Below are 20350 nucleotides of genomic sequence, written 5' to 3'. Positions count from 1 at the left end.
ACCCGGGGATCCACTTGAACAGCAGCAAGCACACGGAGTTGGCGAACCACGCGTGGTCCGTCGCCGACCTCCTGCGGGGGGACTACAAGCAGTCCGACTACGGCAAGGTCATCCTGCCGTTCACGGTGCTGCGACGCCTGGAGTGCGTACTGGAGCCGACGCGCGAGAAGGTCACGGCGCTGGCGGACCAGTACAAGGACGGCGACATCGACCCGGACCGCTTCCTGCGCCGGGCCGCGGGCCACTCCTTCTACAACAAGTCCGGCCTCACCCTGAAGAAGATCGCGGCGGACCCGCAGAGCGCGGCGAAGAACCTCACGGTGTACGTGGGCTCGTTCTCCGACAACGCCCGCGGCGTGCTCGACCGCTTCGAATTCGCCCAGCAGATCAAGCGGCTCGACAGCTCGGGGCTGCTCTACCAGGTCATCGGCAAGTTCACGGACCTGGACCTGCGCCCCGAGGTCGTGCCCAACCACAACATGGGCTACATCTTCGAGGAACTGATCCGCCGCTTCGCGGAGCAGTCCAACGAGACGGCCGGTGAGCACTTCACGCCCCGCGAGGTCATCCAGCTCATGGTGCGGCTCCTGGTCGCCCCCGACGGCGACGCCCTCCAGCTCCCCGGTGTCGTCCGCACGGTCATGGACCCGGCCTGCGGCACCGGCGGCATGCTCTCGGCGACGGAAGACCTGATCAAGGAGCTGAACCCCGACGCCACGGTGGAGGTGTACGGGCAGGAGCTCAACCCCGAGTCCTGGGCCATCTGCCGGTCCGACCTCATGATCAAGGGCCAGGACCCGGAGAACATCGCCTTCGGCAACTCCTTCTCCGACGACGGCCACGCCCGCTCGACCTTCGACTACCTGCTCGCCAACCCGCCGTTCGGCGTGGAGTGGAAGAAGGTCAAGGAGGACGTGGAGCGCGAGCACGCGACGCTCGGCGACGCCGGCCGCTTCGGCGCGGGGCTGCCGCGCATCAACGACGGCTCGCTGCTGTTCCTCCAGCACATGATCTCCAAGATGAAGCCGGTGGGCGTGAACGGCGGGGGCGGCTCGCGTATCGCGATCGTCTTCAACGGCTCCCCGCTCTTCACGGGCGCGGCGGGCTCGGGCGAGTCGGAGATCCGCCGCTGGATCCTGGAGAACGACTGGCTCGAGGGCATCGTCGCCCTGCCGGACCAGCTCTTCTACAACACCGGCATCTCCACGTACTTCTGGATCCTCACCAACCGCAAGAGCCCGGACCACAAGGGCAAGGTCGTCCTGCTGGACGCGCGCGACCAGTGGCAGAAGATGCGCAAGTCGCTGGGCGACAAGCGCAAGCAGCTGAGCGACGACCACATCGCCACGGTGGTCAAGCTGTACGGCGAGGCGCTGCACGCGGCGGCGGACGCGGAGCACCCGCTGCACGGCAAGGTGAAGATCTTCGACAACACCGCCTTCGGATACCAGCGCATCACCGTCGAGCGCCCACTGAAGCTGCGGTTCGAGCTGACGGAGGAGACGCTCGCGGCACTGGAGGCGTCGAAGGCCTTCCAGAAGGCTCCGCAGGCGCCGGTGATACTGGAAGCGTTCCACGACCTGAAGGGCAGCAGCTGGGCCAAGAAGGCGGACGCCTGGCTGGCCCTGAAGGACGCGGTGATCCAGGCCGGCTCCACCTGGCCGTCGAGCGCGCCGTTCCTGAAGGCACTGCGGGACGCGGTAGGGGTGCGGGATGCAGATGGCGAGGTCCAACTCGTCAAGGGCAAACCAGAGCCGGATACAGAGCTGCGGGACTACGAGAACGTGCCGTTGGGTGAGGACGTCGAGGAGTACTTGGAGCGAGAGGTTCACCCGCATGTGCCGGATGCGTGGATCGACGGCAGCAAGTCGAAGATCGGGTACGAGATTCCGTTCACTCGACACTTCTACGTGTACGAGCCGCCTCGGCCGCTGGCGGAGATCGACGCGGAGTTGAAGGCGCTGGAGGCTGAGATTCAGAGGCTGTTGGGGGATGTCACCGAATGAACTACCGTGTACTGCCTCTTCGTCGAATCTTCAACGTGGTCAACGGCGGGACACCGACTTCGGAACCCGACAACTGGGATGGGGAAGTCCCTTGGGCCACGCCAGTGGACTTCGGCAGCTACTTGACTCAGATCAAGATGACCCGCCGAACTCTAACGCCTGCCGGCGCCCGCTCTGGCTCCGTCGTCGTGCCACGTGGATCACTTCTGATCTCTACCCGCGCCCCAATTGGCTACGTCGGCATCGCCAGCACAGATATGGCATTCAACCAGGGCTGCCGGGCCCTGGTTCCGACAGAAACAGTCGACGTCAGATTCTTCGGTTACCAACTGGAGGCGCGTCGCCTCGATCTACAAGCGGAAGGGCTCGGGACAACCTTTCTGGAGCTCTCTTCGGAAAGACTCGCGTCCTTCAACGTCGTAGCACCGTCGCATGAGGAGCAGCGCCGCATCGCCGACTTCCTCGACGCCGAGACCGCCCGCATCGACCGCCTAGTGTCACTGCGTAACCACCAACTGCAACTAGCGGAGGAAAAACGCGGTTCTACACTGGATGCCGCATTCAAGCAACCTGAACATCAACCGACCCGGCTCAAGTATCTGTTGCGCTCGCGGCCTCGCTACGGCGTGCTGGTTCCACAATTCGCCGATCAGGGAATCCGCTTCATCCGGGTGAATGACCTTCTCGACCTTCCTGGGCGAGCCAACTCGTTGCGGCAGATCCCGACGGAACTGTCAGCGAAATACTCACGCACTATCACTCAACCTGGCGACATTCTCTTGAGTGTTGTAGGAACTATGGGGCGCTCTGCCATCGTTCCGCCAGAGCTGAAAGGCGCGAACGTAGCCCGAGCTGTGGCTTCTCTCAGGCCCAACCTCGATGTACCAGCTGAGCTCATTTCCATTTGGCTCACCACGCCGGATTTCATGCGGCAGGCTACCGACGCCACAAGTTCCGACACAGCGCAGCCCACGTTGGGCATGGAAGACCTCTCGAATTTCGAGCTGTCCTGGCCTAATTCGGCAGCGGACCTCGCCAGACTGTTGCATGTCACCAAAGCATCTCAACAGCACTACCGTGATCTCACTCGCGTCTTCCACGCGCAGTCACGTCTTTTGTTGGAACGCCGCCAAGCCCTCATCACCGCCGCCGTAACCGGCCAGTTCGACGTGTCCACCGCCAGCGGCCGTAACGTAACCGAAGGAGTTACCGTATGAGCCCCGTGCATGACGAGTCGTCCTTCGGGTCTGCCATCGTTACCGCACTCTGCGAGCGCGGGTGGCGGGAGGCGAGCCCCGGCGACTACCAGGTCGATCTCGGTCTCGACACCAACGAGTTGTTCACCTTCATCGGGGCGACCCAGCCCGACGAGTGGGACGACCTCCTAACCGTCTACGGCGGCGACCCCAACGAGGCCCAGCGAGGGTTCACCCAGCGGCTCGACCGGGCCATCGCCGACGACGGCCTCCTGCACGTCCTCCGGAACGGTGTCAAGGATCGCGGAGTCCGGCTCCACGTCGCCTACTTCAAGCCGAACCTGATCTCCGCGGATTCCGTCCTCGACGGCTACCGGGCCAACCGCCTCACCGTCGTCCGGGAACTCCCCTACGCCACCAAGCAGGCCGACTGGGGCCACCGGCTCGACCTGACCCTGTTCCTCAACGGCATCCCGGTCGCCACGGCCGAGTTGAAGAATCCACTCACCGGGCAGGGCGTCGATCAGGCCAAGGAGCAGTACCGGACCGACCGCGACCCGACCGAGCTGATCTTCACCCGTCGGGTCATCGCGAACTTCGCCGTCGATCCGGACCTGGTGTTCGTCACGACGCAACTGCGCGGAAAGAGCACCCAGTTTCTCCCGTTCAACACGGGCTCGAACGGCCCCGGTCAGCCAGGCGGCGCTGGCAACCCCGCGCCGACCCTCCACGGCACGTACGCCACGTCGTACCTCTGGGAACACGTCTGGCAGCGGGACAACTGGCTGGACCTCCTCCAGCGTTTCGTGCACCAGCAGAAGCGCAAGACGCCCGGCGGCGGCACCACCAAGTCGACGATCTTCCCGCGCTTCCACCAGTGGGACGTGGTCAAGAAGCTGACCACGCACGCGGCCACGCACGGCGCCGGTCAGAACTACCTCGTCATGGCCTCCGCCGGCTCCGGCAAGTCGAACACCATCGGCTGGCTGACCCACCGCCTGAGCGACCTGCACGCCGATACGGACCCGCGCGTCCTAGACACCGAGGCACTCGCGGACGGCCGCATCACGCCCGGCGAACCGGTCTTCGACAAGGTCATCGTCATCACCGACCGCCGCAACCTGGACGCCCAACTCCGGGAGACAGTAGGAAACTTCTCGCAGACCGACGGCCTGGTCGTGAAGGTCGACGAGAAGCACGGCGCGAAGAGCGAACAACTCGCCCGTGCCCTCTCCCGGGACACCGGCAAGATCGTCACGGTCACCCTGCACTCGTTCCCCGCCCTACTCGACTACGTCAAGCGTAACCCCACCGAGATCAAGGGCAGTCGCTTCGCGATCGTCGTCGACGAGGCTCACTCCTCGCAGTCCGGTGACGCCGCCACCGCCGTGAAGTCCGCACTGCGGGACCTCGGCCTGGACGCCGACACGGACGACGAGGGCGCGACCACGCTCACCGTGGACGCCAAGCTGAAGGCGAAGGCGGTAGAGCGCTCGCAGGCCGCGAACCTGTCCTACTTCGCCTTCACCGCCACCCCGAAGGCCAAGACCCTCGAACTCTTCGGCTCAGAGGGCACGGAGAACGGTGAGTCCGTCTACCGCCCCTTCCACACGTACTCCATGCGCCAGGCCATCGAGGAAGGCTTCATCCTCGACCCACTGCGCAATTACGTCACCTACAACACCTACTGGAAGCTCGCGAACCTGAACCGCGACGAGAAGGAGGTCGACCCCTCCAAGGCGAACAGCCTGCTCGCCCGATTCGCGCTCATGCACGAGCACACGGTGTCCCAGCATGCCCAGGTGATCGTGGAGCACTTCGTCGCCCACACCCGCGGCCGGCTCGGTGGACGGGCCAAGTCGATGGTGGTTACGGCCTCCCGGCACTCCGCGGTACAGATGGCCCGCGCCATCCGCAGCTACATCGCTGACCGCGCGTACGACACCAAGTACCCGGACCTCGGCGTGCTCGTCGCCTTCTCCGGCTCCCTCACCATCGACGGTGAGGAGACGACTGAGAGCAAGGAGAACGGCGGACTGTCGGAGGCAGGCCTGCCGAAGGCGTTCGCGTACACCCGTGCCGACGACAAGGCCGCGAAGGCCGGCGGCAAGGGGCAGCAGGAGTACCGGATCCTGGTCGTCGCCGAGAAGTACCAGACCGGCTTCGACCAGCCGCTGCTCACCACCATGTACGTCAATAAGTCGCTGACCGGCATCGCGGCCGTGCAGACCCTCTCCCGCCTCAACCGCACCGCCGACCGCAAGTCGCAGGCCGACCTCGCCGTCCTGGACTTCGTCAACGAGGCCGAGGACATCCAGGAGGCGTTCCGCCCGTACTTCGAGGAGGCGCACACCCTCCCCTCCGACCCCAACCTCCTCTACACGGCCCAGAGCCGGGTCATGTCCGCGCCGATCATCTCGGAGCAGGACATGGACGAGTTCGCCAAGGCCTACTTCGAGGCGAAGGAGAAGGCGGGCGGCTCCCAGGCCAAGTGGGAGAAGCTGCACGCCGAGTTGTACCGGCTCCTCTCCCCTGCCGTCACCCGCTTCACTGTGCTCATGGACAGCGAGGAGGAGGACGACGTCGAGACGGCGGAGGAGTTCCGCGCCCACCTCAACGACTACGTCCGCAAGTACGGCTTCCTCGCGCAGATCGTGCCGTATCACGACCCCGAGTTGGAGCGGCTGCACCTCTACGGCCGCTACCTGCTCAACCGTCTTCCCCGCCGGGCCGACGGCGGCGTGGACATAGGCGAGGTCGACCTGAGCCACCTGCGCGTCGAGAAGACCGGCGAGCACGACGTGGCCCTCACGCCCGAGGGCGCCGCCGAACTCAAGGGCTTCGGCGACGGCGTGGGCGGAGCCAAGGACGACGAGAAGTCCCTGCTGTCCGAACTGATCGACAAGTTCAACGCCAAGTTCGGCACGGAGTTCACGAAGGAGGACGTCCTCCCCGCCTTCAATGCGACCAAGGAGGACCCGAAGGTCCGCGCCGCCGCCGTCGTCAACGACGAGGCCAACTTCGGCATCGTCTTCGACAAGAAGTTCGAGGAGAACATGATGGATCACGTGTCCACCATCGACACCCTCGGTAAGCGCTACTTCGGTGCCGACCGCGAGTTCAAATCCAACTTGGACCGCAGCGCTCGCCGCGCGGCCTGGCGGATGATCCGCAGCGAGGAAGGTCTGGACGACTTCTGAGACAGATGGAGGGGCCCGGCTCACGTGGGCCCCTCCATTCGTGCTCCGCCGCCGGTCAGCGCCCAGCGGTCGTGTCTACGAATCCGGCCCATGCTTCCGGCCCGAAGGCCAGCCTGGCGTCAGTAGGGCACTTGGAGTCCCGTACGAGAACCGCTCCGGGTACTGCGGCGACCTCTACGCACTGGCCACCCTCAGCACCGCTGTAGCTGCTCCTGACCCAAGCGACTTCTACGCATTCACCACCGTTGCCTGTGCTGTAACTGCTCTTGAACCAGTCCAGTTCGGGCGCCAGCGTCCTGCTCTCAGCGGCGTTCATAGCTCTCCCAGCAGCTTCGCGATGTAGTCCAGACTCTCCCGTGGGGGGAGCGCCTGGCTACGGATAATTCCATAACGGGCTGCCGCAAGGTTCGTCTCGTCTCGCTTGGTCTCAAGGCTGCTGTTCCCCTGAACCTCCGCGTACACGAACTGCTCCCCTCCCTTGCGGTTGATCACAGTGAAAGGCCCGTCGATACCGGCACTGTCCTCGCGGTCCGTTGGCATCACTTGCAGTTCCACGTTACGCATCCCCCCGACCAAAAGCAGATGCTCAAGTTGACCTCGTAGCACCGCCTTTCCGCCATGCGGTCGGCGCAGCGCAGCCTCTTCCATGACGAAACTCAGCAGTGGAGCGGGCCAGCGGTTGAAGATCTCATGCCGTGCCAGACGTGCGGCCACGCGCTGCTCGATGGTCTCTTGGTCGAGCAAGGGACGACGCATGGCCAGGATGGCCCGCATGCACTCCTCGGTCTGCAAGAGACCGTTCACCACGATGGTGTCGTACGCGCAGAGCTCCACCGCCTCAGCCTCGAGCCGTGCCATGTCCCGGAAGAACCTCGGGTACTGAGCCCGAGCCACCTCCTCCTTCAGGGCGTTGAGCAACCCCCCAGCCCCCAACACCTCATCCGCCTTCTCGATGAACCCCGCCTGCGGAATCCGCCGCCCCTGCTCGAAGGACGCCACCGTGTCGGCCGAGTAGCCCATCCGCTTGCCGAACTCCGGTCGTTCCAGGCCCGCCCGGATGCGCAGCAGCTTCAACTGCCGTCCGAACGCGGTCACCACCCCCGCTCCCGGCTCGTCCCCGGGCCTCCGGCTCCCCTGCCCCTGACCGCCCTGTACCGGCACCGCCGCCTGTCCCTGGCCAGCCTCTTCGTCCCGCACCGTCGCCATGTCTCACGTCTCCCCGTACCGTTCCCGGCCGTTCCGTACGCCGCCGTGTGCCGCCGCGTACGAAGGGTTCGCGTCGGCGCGTCACCACTGGTCACGCTAGGCCACGACACGCCACCGTGAGTACGTGACCGCAGCACAACCACCCTTGACGGTGAACGGCTTACGCTGCGGCCGAACCGGAGCCGTGCCGCAGGCAGGGGGCACCGGTGTTCGCCCACTCTTCCAGACCCTGGTGGGGCAGGTCAGCTCGGGGTGTCGGCGAGCCGGGTGACAAGGAAGTCGAGGCGCTCCTCCTGGCTGTCCGAGGGGATACGGCCGCTGTCCGACAGGACGGCCATGCCGTGCAACGCGCTCCAGATGACCTCGGCGAACAGTTCGCGGCGCGCGTTGTCCGGGCGGAAGCAGCTGACGAACTCGTCGAAGGCGGCACGCAGCGGGGGCGGCGTCTCGGCGTGCGCGAACTTCACGTCGGTCGGCATGACGAACATGGCCTGGTAGAGGGCGGGCCGCTCGGTGGCGAACTCCAGGTAGGCGCGGCAGACGGCGTGCAGGGCCTGCCGTGGCTCGGGGCCGGCTGACCGGGCGCGGCGCAGGTGGGCGGCGAGTTCGCCGAAGCCGTCGATCGCGACGGCACGCATGATGGCGTCCTTGCCGCTGAAGTGGCTGTAGAGCACGGGCTGGCTGTACTCGACGCGCTCGGCGAGCCTCCGCGTCGTCACCGCCTCCCAGCCTTCGGCCTCGGCGAGTTCTCGGGCCGCCGTGATGATCAGCTGATGGCGTTGAGCGCGTTCACGTTCACGGCGCTCCTTGATGACGGACATGACGACATCCTAGCAACGCTAGACATCCTGCCGGAGGCAGCCCTATCGTCGATACAACAACTAGCGCTGCTAGATGACAGCGGGCGCTGCTACCGAGAGGAAGCAACCATGCTCACCAACGTCGCCACCGTGCTCGCCGGACTGATCGGCGCAGGCATCATCTTCATGGGCGCACGTGCCTTCTGGGCACCGCAGGCCGCGGTCGGCTTCGGCATCCCCGACACACCGACCGAAGACCGCAGCTTCCGGGCATGGCTGGCCGTCAAGGCCGTACGGGACATAGCCTCCGGGCTCTTCGTCTTCGTCCTGCTGGTCGGCGGGCCGTCCCACCTGCTGGGCTGGTTCATGCTGGCCGCGACCGTCATACCCGTGGGCGACGCGTTGATCGTGCTGCGCAGCAACGGGCCCAGGGCGGCCGTCTACGGCATCCACGGCGCCACCGCGGCGGTGATGCTCGGGATCAGCGTGCTCCTCCTCATCGGGTAACCGCTCGTCACGCCGCCTCGGCGGGGCGCTGCGTCCTCTGCCGGACGGTTCCCTTGAGGCCGCTTCCTCCCGTACCGCGCACGAGCGTCCACCCTCCCCCGCACAGCACCCGCCTGTACCCGCACCCGAGCCGGAGCGCCGCGCACGGTTTCCCGCCACTCCAGGAACACCGTGCCGCCGGTTAGGGACTCATGGACGATGCGGGTCGCCTCCCCTCCCCCCGAGGTCGACACCACAACGAAATGATTCCCTCTGAGCGTGAGGCCCGGCGCTGCCACCCCGGCCTCGCGCCTCGACTCCCTCTTCATCCATGTGAGCAATCATGGTTCTACTCAGCTCGGTTGGATGCGCTGGTTGAGCACACACCCCATGGCATACCGTTGGACCGGCCGTTCGAAGCGGTCGCCCGGCAAGCCCGAGCAGACCTGCGGTCGGCCTGCCGGTTGCCTCGACCCGACAGCGGGAGCGCGCTCGATGCCCAGGACCACGCAGTTGCGTACGTACACCGTCCGGGACGGGCTGCTCGACGAGTGGGTGGAGCGCTGGCGCAGCGACATCGTGCCGCTGCGACTGAAGCTGGGTTTCGAGATCGGCGGGGCCTGGGTGGACCGGGAGCGCAACCAGTTCGTCTGGCTGATCTCTTACGAGGGCCCGGAGACTTTCGCGGAGCGCAACGCGCTGTACTGGGCGTCGCCCGAGCGCAAGGCGATGGGCCTCGACCCGGGCGACTACCTCCTGCACACCGACGATCGTACGGTCGAGCAGCGTTACTGACCGCTCGCCGGGTCCGGCGGCAGCAGGTGCTGCCGCCGCTCCTCCGCGTCCAGGGTGCGGAAGACCCGCCCACGCGCCCGCGCTTCCAGCCGGTCGTAGTCCGGGTCCGCCGGCCACACCCGTGCGGTCCCGTCGGCGGACGCGGTGAGCAGCAGCGTGCCGTCCCGGGACCACGCCACCGACATCACCTTGTCCCGGTGGACGCCGATGACGGCGAGTTCCTCGAGGGTGGTCGCCGACCAGAGCCGTACCGTCCGGTCGTCCGATCCGGTCGCGATGCGGCGGCCGTCCGGCGACCAGGCGACGGCCCGGACCCGTCCCTCGTGGCCCTTCAGCACATCGACGCGGCGACCGGTCGCCGCGTCCCACACGGCGGCCGTCCAGTCACCGGACGCCGTGGCCACCCGCGTCTCGTCGGGCGACCAGGCCACGTCCTCCACGTAGTTGCCGTGGCCCCGGAGCACGGTCAGCTGGGTACCGTCGGAGGTGTCCCACAGGCGGCAGGTGCGGTCGTCGGAGCAACTGGCCAGCTTCCCGCCACTCGGAGACCAGGCCACACGTCCCACCCAGTCCTGGTGCCCGGTCAGCTTCCGTAGCTCCGTACCGTCGACGGCGGACAGGACGCGTACGGTGCCGTCGTGCCCGCCGGTCGCGATCCGCCGGGCGTCCGGGGACCACGAGCAGCCCTCGACGGGTGCACCGTGCAGGTCGAACACCGTACCGCCGGTGCCGTCCAGAACGCGGAACAGGCCGTCCGCCGTACTGAGGGCGAGACGGTCGCCGTGCGGCGCCCAGGCCAGGCTCCACACCCGTTCGCCGGGCGTCGTCACCGGACCCGCGGGCGCACCGGACTGCGCGCTCCACACCCGCATGGTCCCGTCGTCCGAGGCGGTGGCGAGACGGGTGCCGTCGCCGGACCACACGGCCTGGTGCACCGGCCCGTCGTGCCCCTGGACCAGGACGGACTCGGCTCCCTGCGGCTGGAGGTCCCACACCCGGCCGGTACCGTCCGTGGACGCGGTGGCGAGCTGGGTGCCCGACGGCGACCACACGACGGTCCACACCGTGTCGGTGTGCCCGCGCAGCACCGCGACCTCCTTCGCGTCCTCGGTGCTGACGACGCGGACGGTGCGGTCGGAGGACGGGGTGGCGAGCAGCCGGCCGTCCGGCGAGAAGGCCGGGTTCCACACGTAGTCGGTGTGGCCGCGCAGCAACAGCCGCAGTGCCCCCGTGCGGGCGTCCCAGATCCGGGCGGTGTGGTCACCGGACCCGGTGGCCAGGCACTCACCGTCCGGTGACCACGCGATGCCCTCGACGAACTCGGTGTGCCCGGTCAGGGTCGTCGTGGCCGCTCCCGTCGCCGCGTCCCAGACGATCACCGTCCGGTCGTGCGACGCGGTGGCCAGCCGCGAGCCGTCCGGCGCCCAGGCCACACCCCAGACGTCGCCGGTGTGGCCGCGCAGTTCGTGTACGAGCCGTCCGGTGCCGGCCTCCCACACCCGTACGGCCTGGTCCTTGAACGTGGCGGCGATCCGTGACCCGTCCGGCGACCAGGCCACCTGTCGGCCGATGTCCCCGGCGCCGGTGAGCTGCCGGACCGGTTCGCCGGACGCGACGTCCCAGACGCGTACGATCTGGTCGCGGCCGGCGGTGGCCAGCCGGGACCCGTCCGGAGAGAAGGAGACCGACTCGACCATGGCACCGTCGCACGGCAGCACACACAGCCGGCGCCCCGACTCCGCCTCGTACACGCGGGCGGTACCGTCCCGGGACGCGGTCGCCAGCAGCCGCCCGTCGGCGGACCAGGCGATGTCCCGGACCGTGTCCGCATGCCCATCCAGCCGGATCCGGGCGTGCCCCGCGGCCAGCGCCGCCATCAGTCCGCGCCGTGCCGCCGGTGTCGGCGCGCACTCGCCGAGCGCGGCCAAGGAGAGGAGCAGTGCCTGCTCGGGCTCCGTCTCCGCGCCGGTGAGCACCTGATGACCGATGCTGTCCGAGACACGGCTGAGGAAGGCCAGGTCCCGGCGCTGAGAGGCGTCGACGAGCGCACGGGCGGGCGCCGACGCCTGCCCTGCCTCCTCCAGCGCCACCAGCCACCTCTGCGCGACGGCGAGCCGTTCTCCGGTGAGGAGGTAGTCCACGCTGTGTCCGGACCGCTCCCAGTCCGCGGCCCACCGCTCCAGCTCGGCCCGCTCCCGCAGCCGTTCCGCCCTCGCTTCCACCTCCTGACGCAGGGGCGCCCACTGGCGGAACAACGCCTCGTGCGTGACCTCGGCGTACGCGTCTCCCGCCGCTCCTTCCACGGTGTCGGAGCGGATGAGGCGCGCGTCGATGAACGCGTCCACCACGTACCGTTCCCGGCCGGTCAGTTCCGACAGCCGTACAGGACGGCGGGCGAGTTCCCGCTCTTCCAGCGTGACGAATCTCAGCAGCACCCGCAGCGCGAAGTCGATGCCGTCCGGGGTGCTGAGCGCCGCCACGGTACTGTCGGCCTGCCGCGCGAGCGCCCCCGCCACACCCCCGAGCTGCCGGTACGTCTCCTCGGTCACCGTGCCGCCCGGACCGCAGGCGAAATACAACTCCTGGAGGAGGTAGGCGAGCAGGGGCAGTGCGTCGTCCGTGCCGGTGTCGTCCACAATGGTCTCGACGAGACCGGGAGCGAACGACATGCCCACCAGAGCGGCCGGACGCTCGACCACCTGCGCGAGCTGCGCCCTGTTCAACGTACCGAGGGCAACCGGGTGTTGGAGAAGCTGCGCGTGATCGGTGCCGAGCAGCCGTCCCAGCAGGTCGACCCGGCACGTGGCCAGGACCCGGACGGAGGGCTCCTGCCGCAGGCATGCGTGCAGCGTCTCCAGGAACCGGTCCTGTTCCCGCTCACTCGCGAGGGTGACGAGTTCCTCGAACTGGTCGATGACCAGCAGCACCCGCTGGAACTGCCCGCCGCGCAGCCGCGACAGCTCGCTCCCGAGACTCTCCGGACCGTGCCGCAACCGTCGCAGCACCGCACCGGCCGACTCCCGGCCGCCACCGGCTACGGCCAGGGAGGCCGCCAGGGCGTGCAGCGGGTTCGACCCCGGCGAGAACGTCGGCACGATCGTCCACCGACGCCGACGCAGCCGGGGCAGCACCCCGGCCCGTACGAGCGAGGACTTGCCGCTGCCGGACGCCCCGGTCAGCAACAGGAACCGGTCGGCAGGACCGGGCGCGGAGGCGTGCAGCCTGCGCGTCAGCTCGGCGGCCTGCGCCTCCCGGCCGAAGTAGACGGCCGCCTCCTCCTCGCTGTACGCGTCCAGCCCCGGGTACGGAATCCGGTCACGGGGCCACTCCGCCTGTTCGGGCACCGGATTCTCCAGCCGGTACACGACGACCTGCCCGATCACCATCGCGACGATCAGCAGCCCGATGGCCGGCACGGACCCCCGCCGGATGACCTCCAGCATCCAGGGCGCGTCATCCGTGCTGGTGGCGTAGTTGGTGGCGATCCCCAGCAGACAGGCGACCAGCGCCAGCAGGATCTGAAGCACCACTTGCAGACGATGCCTCACAAGACACCGGCCCTCTGCAGACCGGCTCGACACCCGCGCAGCACCGCGACGCCCCCGTCCTGTCCGTCCGCCATACCGCCCCGAGTCCCCTCCGTGTACCCGACCCGCACCGAGCCCACGGGCAGGGCACGCGGAAACAACGGTGAACATGATCCAAGGGTGACCGGGCGGGAACAAGGAGGCCTGAGGAAACCAGCCATACGAAGCACTGTCCGGACCTCTGGGGCCACTCTGCGACAGTGACGTCAACGCGACACCGGAACCGATCACCGCCGGGCTCTGCCCCAACGCCGTACGCCACGGGTGGGTGCCCGGCCGGGACCTCCGTGTCCGTCCGGCCGTCCGCCGAGGCGGACGGAGGAGACTGCGCGTGGAGGCCTGCGACACCCGCGCGAAACGCCGGTCCGCCGTCACCGCCCCTGCCCAGACCGGCGCCGAGTCCGGCCACGGCCTTCTCCTCGTCGCCACACACGGGCTGCGGGAGGTACGGAGATCATCCGAAAAAGCCACGGCACTTCGTCCGGCGAGACAGGCGTTCAGTCACATGCTGTTCGATCGTCTGCCCCCACCCCCCTGGACCGGCACCGCTGCCCGCCCCTCACCAGCCTCTTGTCCCGCACCGTCGTCATGCCTAGCGCCTCTCCCCGCGCCCTCCCTGGCCGTTCCGTACCGCTCCGTACACCGTCGTGTGCCGCCGCGTACGAAGGGTTCGCGTCGGCGCGTCACCACTGGTCACGCTAGGCCACGACGCGCCACCGTGAGTACACGACCGCAGCACAACCACCCCTGACGGTGAACGGTTCACGCTGCGGCTGAACCGGAGCCGCGCCGCAGGCCGTCAGCCGGCACCCGGAAGAACCCACGACACCACGACATTCCCGCCCACCAGGAGGCACCGATGTTCGCCCACTCCGACCGGCTCCCCACCGGGACGCCGTTGCCCGACGGCATCAGCACACCCACGCCGTGGGGGCTGCGCCGCATGGCGCCGTACCCCGCCCTCGCTCCCTCCTACGCACGCGTCGAGCTGGACCCGGCCACCCAGACCGGCCGCTACTTCGACGCCGCCGGACAGGTCGTGGAGATGCCCGGCCACGGGACCAGCACCGGCACCAAACCCGCGACCAACACCGGCAACCCCTCCGACGGTTCGAGGCCCGGCGGCAGCGGTGGCGGCGACCAGGACAGCGGAAACGACACCGACCAGTGACCGACACGAGTCCGGTTCTGGTCGTCACCAACCTGGACGACCCCACGACCGACCTGGTGATCGACGAACTGCACCGCCGGGGCGTCCCGGTGGTGCGGTTCGACTCCGGGGACTTCCCCACCACCCTGTCGATCGCGGCCACCCTCACGTCGAACGGGATCGAGGGCACGCTGACCACGCCCACGCGCACGGCGGACCTGTCCTGCGTCCGTTCCCTGTACTACCGCAGGCCCTCCGGGTTCGCCTTCCCCCACCTCGATGGTCAGACCGCGCGCTTCGCCCTCACTCAGGCCCGTTACGGCCTCGGCGGAGTCATGGCCTCGCTGCCCGGGTGCCGGTACGTCAATCACCCGCATCGCATCGGCGACGCCGAGTTCAAGCCCTCCGGTCTTGCCGTCGCAGCCGCGTGCGGATTCCGTCTGCCTCCCACGGTGATCACCTCTTGCCCGGTCGCCGCGCGCGCCTTCGTCAAGACCCACGGGCCGGTGATCTACAAGCCGTTGTCCACGCCGCTGTACCGCGTCGACGGCGTCTCCTGCACGGTCGAGGTGCGGGAGGTCACCGCCAGCGAGATCGACGACGCGGTGACCGGCACCGCCCACCTCTTCCAGCAACGGATCGACAAGACCGGTGACGTGCGCGTGACCGTCATCGGCGACCAGGTCTTCTGCGTCCGCATCGACTCGGACCTGCTGGACTGGCGCACCGACTACGCACGGCTCCGGTACAGCGTGGTCCAGCCGCCGCCAGGTGTCTCCGAGTCCCTGCGCACCTATCTCAACCACTTCCGGCTCGTCTTCGGCGCTTTCGACTTCGCCGTGGACCGCCAGGGGCAATGGTGGTTCCTGGAGTGCAACCCCTCCGGGCAATGGGCGTGGTTGGAACCGGAGACCGGGCTGCCGATGGTGGCGGCGATGGCGGATCTCCTGGAGAGGAAGAAAACGACATGAACGACGAGGAGCTGAGGGCACGGCTCGTCGAGCGGCTGACCGACAGCGGACATCTGCGTACCGGGCCCTGGCGGGAGGCCGTGTCCGCGGTCCCGCGCCACGAGTTCCTGCGCGGAGGCTTCTTCCAAGAGGTCGACGGTTCGACTCCCACCGCCTGGAGCCCGGTCATGTCGGACGATCCGCGGTGGCTGGAGGCCTGTTACGACGATGCCTCCCTGGTGACACAGGTCGCCGGAACTGTCGTGCCCGGGGACGTCCGCGGGGAGATCATGCGCGCCCCCACCTCGTCCAGCACCATGCCCGGCCTGGTCGTGCGCATGCTCGAGGACCTCCGGGCCGACGCCGGCCACCGCGTCCTGGAGATCGGCACGGGCACCGGATACTCCACCGCCCTGATGTGTCACCGGCTCGGCGACGGGGCGGTCACCTCCGTCGAGGTCGACGAGGACGTGTCAACCCGCGCCCGCGCCGCGCTGGGCCACTGCGGGTTCGCCCCGGACCTGATCGTCGGCGACGGCCTCGCCGGGTACAAGGACGGAGCTCCCTACGACCGGGTGATCGCCACCTGCGGGCTCCTCACCGTCCCCCGCGCGCTGATCGAGCAGACCCGCCCCGGCGGGATCGTCCTCGTCACCCTCTGCGGCTGGCTGTACTCCTCCGAACTGGCCCGGCTCACCGTCCACGGGGACGGCACGGCATCCGGCCGCTTCCTCGGCGGGCAGGTCTCCTTCATGCTCGCCAGGCCGCACCTGCCGCCGCCGCTGGGCATGCTCCCCGGCCTCGACGCGGGCGACGAACGGCAGGCGGTCTTCGGTACCGACGTGCTCGACGACTGGACCACCCGGTTCGTCGCCCAGCTCGCCGCGCCCCGCGCTCAGCACGTCGGCCTCACCCGCGAGGGCCGCACGGAGCACCTGTTCCTCGACGCCGACACCGGTGCCTGGGCGGTGCTTTGGGAGCACGACGGCCGGTGGACGGTCCGGCAGAACGGGCCGTCCCGCATCTGGGACGCCGTCGAGGCGCACATCACCCGCTGGCGCGGCGCCGGAGCCCCGCCGTTGGAGCGGTTCGAGATCACCCTCACCTCCGAACAGCCGTCCATCACCTGGCCGAGCCACTGACCTGTGGCTCACGCAGGCGCTCCGCCTCACCGGCAGCACGGGGCGGAGCGCTTCGCTCCGACGAGAGCCCGAAGACCGATCACCACATCACGCGGCCCCTGGTGTCCTGAATCAGGAATTCCGTTCAGACAGCCCGCGAGGCGTTCGAGGATCTCGTCCGTCACCGTCCTGGGGCCGCCCGGACGCGGCCTGTCATCCGGACCGGCGATCCGGTACCGCGCGAACCGGGCCCGTCGGCGGCCCACCGCATGCGGTGTGGAACCGAGTTGAGCAGCCACGTCCTCGTCCGACGTGCTCTCGGCGCACGCCAGGACGATCCGGCACCGCAATGCCCATGCCTGTGTGGCGTGGAACGTCGCCGCGCCCATTCCCCGAGTGCGGCACGTTCCTCATCCGCCATGATCAACTCGGCCTTCGGCCGCCGGTGCGCGCCACCCCGCAACGCCGCTCGTCTGGACAGAACTCCTGACTCGGAAGACTAGAACACCGACAGTCCCGTGAGGGTCGTGAAGCGGTCCAGGGCCGCCACTCCCGTCACCGAGTTGCCCCGCTCGTCCAGGCCGGGCCCCCATACGCAGAGCGTGCAGCGGCCGGGGACGACGGCGATGATGCCACCGCCGACGCCGCTCTTGCCGGGCAGACCCACGCGGTAGGCGAAGTCGCCCGCGGCATCGTACGTTCCGCAGGTGAGCATGATCGCATTGACCTGTTTGGCCTGACTCCGGGCCAGCAGACGGGTGCCGTCGGCGCGGATGCCGTGCCGGGCGAGGAAGCCGGTGGCCAGGGCGAGGTCGGCGCAGGATGCCTCGATGGAGCACTGGCGGAAGTACTGGTCGAGGAGGACCGGGACCGGGTTCCCGATGTTCCCGTACGACGCCATGAAGTGGCCGAGCGCGGCGTTGCGGTCGCCGTGGGCGGACTCGGAGGCGGCGACGCCTTTGTCGACGGCGAGCTCCGCGTTGCCGCTCTCCGCGCGCAGGAACTCCAGCAGGGTGCCCGTCGCGTCGCCGGTCCGGGTGTGGAGGCGGTCGGTGACGACCAGTGCGCCGGCGTTGATGAACGGATTACGCGGGATGCCGTTCTCGTACTCCAGCTGCACCAGCGAGTTGAAGGGGTTGCCGGAGGGCTCGCGGCCGACGTGCTCCCACAGCGCGTCGCCCTCGCGGGCCAGGTCGAGGGCGAGGGTGAAGACCTTGGAGATGGACTGTATGGAGAACGGCTGCCGCCACTCCCCGACTCCGTACACCGTGCCGTCCAGCTCCGCGACGGCCATGCCGAACCGGTGCGGGTCGCATGCCGCGAGCGCCGGGATGTAGTCGGCGGGCCGACCACGTCCCGGCATGCTCTCGATCTCGGCGGCGATGCGGCGCAGAATCGGCTGGAAGGTGTGGGACGAGGCCATGACCGTCATTGTGCCGTCGGGTCCTCCGGGGTGCGCCACGGGGTGGAGCCGAGCCGGGTGGGTGCGGGTGGTTCGTGGCCGGCCACAGTGCACGAACCGGCCGGAGCCACCTCGTTCGTACCGCGCCGTACACCGCCTGATTCCGCCGCGTACGAAGGGCCCACGTCGGCGCGTCACTCCTGGGCACGCCGGTCGACGGAGCGCCACCGTGAGTGCATGACCGCAACACAACCCTCTCTCACCGCGCACCGGTTCGCGATGTGCTTCAGCTCGACTCCGCGAGGTGCCCGGCTGGCCCGGCGCATGTGCGGGCACCGGCTGGACGCCTGGGGCGTGCCGTACGGCAGTGACGCGCACGACGTCGTCACGCTCGTCGCGGCCGAGCTGTGCGCCAATGCCGTACGGCACGGGCACGTGGCCGGCCGTGACTTCCACCTGCTGCTGACGGCCGACGCCGCTACCGGGACCGTGCGCATCGAGGTGAGCGACACCCGGGGGGAACGACTGCCGGCGCCTCCGTCCTCGCCCTCGGCCGACGGCGAGGACGGGCGCGGGCTGCTGCTCGTCGCGGCGTTGGCCGACCGGTGGGGGTGCTGCCCGCGCCGTTCGGGCGGCCCCGGCAAGACGGTCTGGGCTCAGTGCGCGGCGCCTGGCCTGATCTCACCTCCCCTGCTCCCGTAGACCGCTCCCGCGCCCGCCCCCACTGGACTCTTCCGTCGCTTACCGGCCAAGATGCCCCTGCATCACATCGGGCGCTCGACGGGCGAGGACAAGGGGCGGGGCGGGGCCACGTGCCGGACGACACACGACGGATCGCGGATCGGTACGACCTGCTCGAACCCCTCAATCACGGCGGTATGGGCGACGTGTGGCGTGGTTTCGACGCCGTGCTGGACCGGCCCGTCGCCGTGAAGCTCGTACGCCCGCAGGCGGTGACGTCCCCGCATCTGGCGGAGGAGTTCGAGAAGCGGTTCCGGCGGGAGGCGCGGGTCACCGCGCGGATCCAGCACCCGGGCGTGCCGCAGGTGTACGACGCGGTGCTGGACGAGTCCTACGACCAGCTGTTCCTGGTGATGGAGCTGGTCGACGGCGTCCCGCTGACCGCGTACGCGCACCCGGGCGAACTCCTGCCGGTCAGCTGGGCGGTGGCCGTGGCGGCGCAGGTCGCCACGGTGCTGTCGCACGCGCACGAGGTGCCGGTGGTGCACCGGGACCTCAAGCCGAGCAACATCCTGGTGGCCCGGGACGGCACGGTGAAGGTGCTGGACTTCGGCATCGCGGCGATCATGGGCACGGACGTCACCAAGCTGACGGCGACGGGCAGTCCCCTCGGCACGTACCAGTACATGGCACCGGAGCAGGTGCGGGGCGCCCGGGTCACACCCCGCACCGACCTGTACGCGCTGGGCTGCGTCCTGCACGAACTGCTCTGCGGGCGGCCGCTGTTCGCCGGGGACAGCGAGTGGCAGCTGATGACGCAGCACGTCAACGCGGCCCCGCCGCCCCTGCGGCAGCTGCGCGCGGACGTGCCGGAGGCCCTGGAGGAACTCGTCCTGCACCTGCTCCGCAAGGCGCCCGAAGCGCGTCCGGTGGACGTGCAGGAGGTGTACGAGCGGCTGCGGCCGTTCCTGCCGGTACCCGGGGAGGAGTGCGCGCCCAAGGAGGCGGGTCCCGCCGGGGCGCCCGACCCGACGGGGATCTTCCGGCGTCCGTACGCACCCCGGTCGCGCACCGGCACCATGGGTGCGCGGTCCGCCGGGGCCGCCGCGGCGCCGGACGCGCCGCCCGCCGTGCCCGCGGCCGAGCGGGAGGCGCTGCGGGAGCAGATCCGCGAGGTGTACGCGCACTATGTCGCCCTCATGGAGGAGGAGCGGTACGCGCAGGCCACCGAGGTGGTGGACGAGATGATCGCGCCGGCCGCCCGCGCCCTGGGCTCGGAGAGCAAGGCGGTCCTCAGGTTGCGTATGTGGCGGGCGGTCGGACGGCAGCTGGCCGGGGACCACCGGGCCGCGCTGCCGGAGTTCGAGGCGCTCGCGGACGCCTACGCACGCGTCGGCGGCGCGGGCAGCCGGGAGGCCCTGGACAGCCGCGCCCAGGCCGCCCGCTGCCGTGGCGAACTCGGCCAGGTCACCGAGGCGTTGGCCGGGCTGAACGGCGTACTGGACGCCGTACGGGCCGTCGACGGGGACGTGAGCGAGAACGCGGTGGAGCTGCGGCGCGACATCGGCATGCTGCTGCTGGCGCAGCAGCGGGCGGCGGAGGCGTACGAGGTCCTGGAGCCGCTGCACGCGGACCTGTGCGTGGTGTACGGCCCGGACGACGAGCTGACCACCGAGGTGGCGGAGACGCTGGCGGTGATCCGCCTGGACCTGGACGGCGGTGCTTCCGGTTCCTCTCCCTGAACTGATCTTCGTCTGCTGTCCCCGCCCG

At 69.1% G+C, this 20350-nt stretch carries 15 protein-coding genes; 10 read left to right on the top strand and 5 right to left on the bottom strand.

The annotated features are described in order from the left end of the window. The first annotated feature begins 14 nt into the window (after positions 1-14). From ACWEQO_RS11020 to ACWEQO_RS11010, 3 genes are read left to right on the top strand one after another with little or no spacing between them, the layout of a single operon-like run. Complete coding sequence (locus tag ACWEQO_RS11020) at positions 15-2006, top strand: type I restriction-modification system subunit M (protein WP_452981418.1); 1992 nt, start codon at positions 15-17, stop codon at positions 2004-2006. Beyond that, positions 2003-3223 (top strand): restriction endonuclease subunit S, encoded by a 1221-nt coding sequence (locus ACWEQO_RS11015; RefSeq protein ID WP_452981415.1) that lies wholly within the window; start codon positions 2003-2005, stop codon positions 3221-3223. The genes ACWEQO_RS11020 and ACWEQO_RS11015 overlap by 4 nt, the downstream gene beginning before the upstream one ends. Beyond that, on the top strand, positions 3220-6402 hold the full coding sequence (locus tag ACWEQO_RS11010; RefSeq protein WP_452981412.1) for a type I restriction endonuclease subunit R: 3183 nt from the start codon (positions 3220-3222) through the stop codon (positions 6400-6402). The genes ACWEQO_RS11015 and ACWEQO_RS11010 overlap by 4 nt, the downstream gene beginning before the upstream one ends. Before the next feature lie 55 nt (positions 6403-6457). On the opposite strand, the gene ACWEQO_RS11005 is transcribed toward ACWEQO_RS11010, so the two are convergent. The 3 genes from ACWEQO_RS11005 to ACWEQO_RS10995 form a co-directional block, all read right to left on the bottom strand. Beyond that, positions 6458-6718: a DUF397 domain-containing protein gene (locus ACWEQO_RS11005; protein WP_452981409.1), complete on the bottom strand. Its 261-nt coding sequence runs from the start codon at positions 6716-6718 to the stop codon at positions 6458-6460. After that, positions 6715-7608, bottom strand: a complete 894-nt coding sequence (locus tag ACWEQO_RS11000) for a helix-turn-helix domain-containing protein (RefSeq protein WP_452981406.1) — start codon at positions 7606-7608, stop codon at positions 6715-6717. The genes ACWEQO_RS11005 and ACWEQO_RS11000 overlap by 4 nt, the downstream gene beginning before the upstream one ends. 242 nt (positions 7609-7850) lie before the next feature. Then, positions 7851-8429, bottom strand: a complete 579-nt coding sequence (locus ACWEQO_RS10995) for a TetR/AcrR family transcriptional regulator (protein ID WP_452981403.1) — start codon at positions 8427-8429, stop codon at positions 7851-7853. Positions 8430-8537: 108 nt separating this feature from the next. Here ACWEQO_RS10995 and ACWEQO_RS10990 point away from each other — a divergent pair, with 108 nt between their 5' ends. Further along, positions 8538-8915, top strand: a complete 378-nt coding sequence (locus ACWEQO_RS10990; protein WP_452981400.1) for a DUF4267 domain-containing protein — start codon at positions 8538-8540, stop codon at positions 8913-8915. Positions 8916-9389: 474 nt separating this feature from the next. Then, a complete protein-coding gene (locus tag ACWEQO_RS10985) occupies positions 9390-9689 on the top strand; it encodes an NIPSNAP family protein (RefSeq protein WP_452981397.1) in 300 nt (99 codons plus the stop codon). Here the strand turns inward: ACWEQO_RS10985 and ACWEQO_RS10980 are convergent. Further along, entirely contained in the window at positions 9683-13219 is a 3537-nt protein-coding gene (locus ACWEQO_RS10980) for an nSTAND1 domain-containing NTPase (RefSeq protein ID WP_452981394.1), read from the bottom strand. The two genes, ACWEQO_RS10985 and ACWEQO_RS10980, sit on opposite strands and share 7 nt — an antisense overlap. Positions 13220-14135: 916 nt before the next feature. Between ACWEQO_RS10980 and tgmA the strand changes: the two genes are divergently transcribed. Genes tgmA through tgmC form a run of 3 tightly spaced genes read left to right on the top strand, consistent with a single transcriptional unit; the run spans position 14136 to position 16518 of the window. After that, positions 14136-14447 (top strand): putative ATP-grasp-modified RiPP, encoded by a 312-nt coding sequence (gene tgmA / locus ACWEQO_RS10975; RefSeq protein WP_452981391.1) that lies wholly within the window; start codon positions 14136-14138, stop codon positions 14445-14447. Then, positions 14444-15397: an ATP-grasp ribosomal peptide maturase gene (gene tgmB, locus ACWEQO_RS10970; protein ID WP_452981388.1), complete on the top strand. Its 954-nt coding sequence runs from the start codon at positions 14444-14446 to the stop codon at positions 15395-15397. The genes tgmA and tgmB overlap by 4 nt, the downstream gene beginning before the upstream one ends. Beyond that, positions 15394-16518, top strand: a complete 1125-nt coding sequence (gene tgmC / locus ACWEQO_RS10965; RefSeq protein WP_452981385.1) for an ATP-grasp peptide maturase system methyltransferase — start codon at positions 15394-15396, stop codon at positions 16516-16518. Before tgmB ends, tgmC begins: the two co-directional genes overlap by 4 nt. Before the next feature lie 478 nt (positions 16519-16996). Here tgmC and ACWEQO_RS10960 read toward each other — a convergent pair whose 3' ends face one another. Beyond that, positions 16997-17920, bottom strand: coding sequence for a glutaminase (locus tag ACWEQO_RS10960; protein WP_452981382.1), 924 nt, complete (start codon positions 17918-17920; stop codon positions 16997-16999). Positions 17921-18136: 216 nt separating this feature from the next. Here ACWEQO_RS10960 and ACWEQO_RS10955 point away from each other — a divergent pair, with 216 nt between their 5' ends. Next, positions 18137-18601, top strand: a complete 465-nt coding sequence (locus ACWEQO_RS10955) for an ATP-binding protein (RefSeq protein WP_452981379.1) — start codon at positions 18137-18139, stop codon at positions 18599-18601. 176 nt (positions 18602-18777) lie between these two features. Further along, a complete protein-coding gene (locus ACWEQO_RS10950) occupies positions 18778-20322 on the top strand; it encodes a protein kinase domain-containing protein (RefSeq protein ID WP_452981584.1) in 1545 nt (514 codons plus the stop codon). The last annotated feature ends 28 nt before the right edge of the window (positions 20323-20350 follow it).

The sequence above is a fragment of the Streptomyces sp. NPDC004051 genome (genome assembly GCF_053604275.1).
Note: the sequence above shows the minus strand (reverse complement) of the source record. Positions and strands in the feature narration are given on the sequence as shown.

Excerpts from the sequence above, each read along its gene's own strand:
- ACWEQO_RS11015 (WP_452981415.1), top strand. The coding sequence starts at position 2,003 with ATGAACTACCGTGTACTGCCTCTTCGTCGAATCTTCAACGTGGTCAAC.
- ACWEQO_RS11010 (WP_452981412.1), top strand. The coding sequence starts at position 3,220 with ATGAGCCCCGTGCATGACGAGTCGTCCTTCGGGTCTGCCATCGTTACC.
- ACWEQO_RS11005 (WP_452981409.1), bottom strand. The coding sequence starts at position 6,718 with ATGAACGCCGCTGAGAGCAGGACGCTGGCGCCCGAACTGGACTGGTTC.
- ACWEQO_RS11000 (WP_452981406.1), bottom strand. The coding sequence starts at position 7,608 with ATGGCGACGGTGCGGGACGAAGAGGCTGGCCAGGGACAGGCGGCGGTG.
- ACWEQO_RS10995 (WP_452981403.1), bottom strand. The coding sequence starts at position 8,429 with ATGTCCGTCATCAAGGAGCGCCGTGAACGTGAACGCGCTCAACGCCAT.
- ACWEQO_RS10990 (WP_452981400.1), top strand. The coding sequence starts at position 8,538 with ATGCTCACCAACGTCGCCACCGTGCTCGCCGGACTGATCGGCGCAGGC.
- ACWEQO_RS10985 (WP_452981397.1), top strand. The coding sequence starts at position 9,390 with ATGCCCAGGACCACGCAGTTGCGTACGTACACCGTCCGGGACGGGCTG.
- tgmA (WP_452981391.1), top strand. The coding sequence starts at position 14,136 with ATGTTCGCCCACTCCGACCGGCTCCCCACCGGGACGCCGTTGCCCGAC.
- tgmC (WP_452981385.1), top strand. The coding sequence starts at position 15,394 with ATGAACGACGAGGAGCTGAGGGCACGGCTCGTCGAGCGGCTGACCGAC.
- ACWEQO_RS10960 (WP_452981382.1), bottom strand. The coding sequence starts at position 17,920 with ATGGCCTCGTCCCACACCTTCCAGCCGATTCTGCGCCGCATCGCCGCC.
- ACWEQO_RS10955 (WP_452981379.1), top strand. The coding sequence starts at position 18,137 with ATGACCGCAACACAACCCTCTCTCACCGCGCACCGGTTCGCGATGTGC.
- ACWEQO_RS10950 (WP_452981584.1), top strand. The coding sequence starts at position 18,778 with ATGGGCGACGTGTGGCGTGGTTTCGACGCCGTGCTGGACCGGCCCGTC.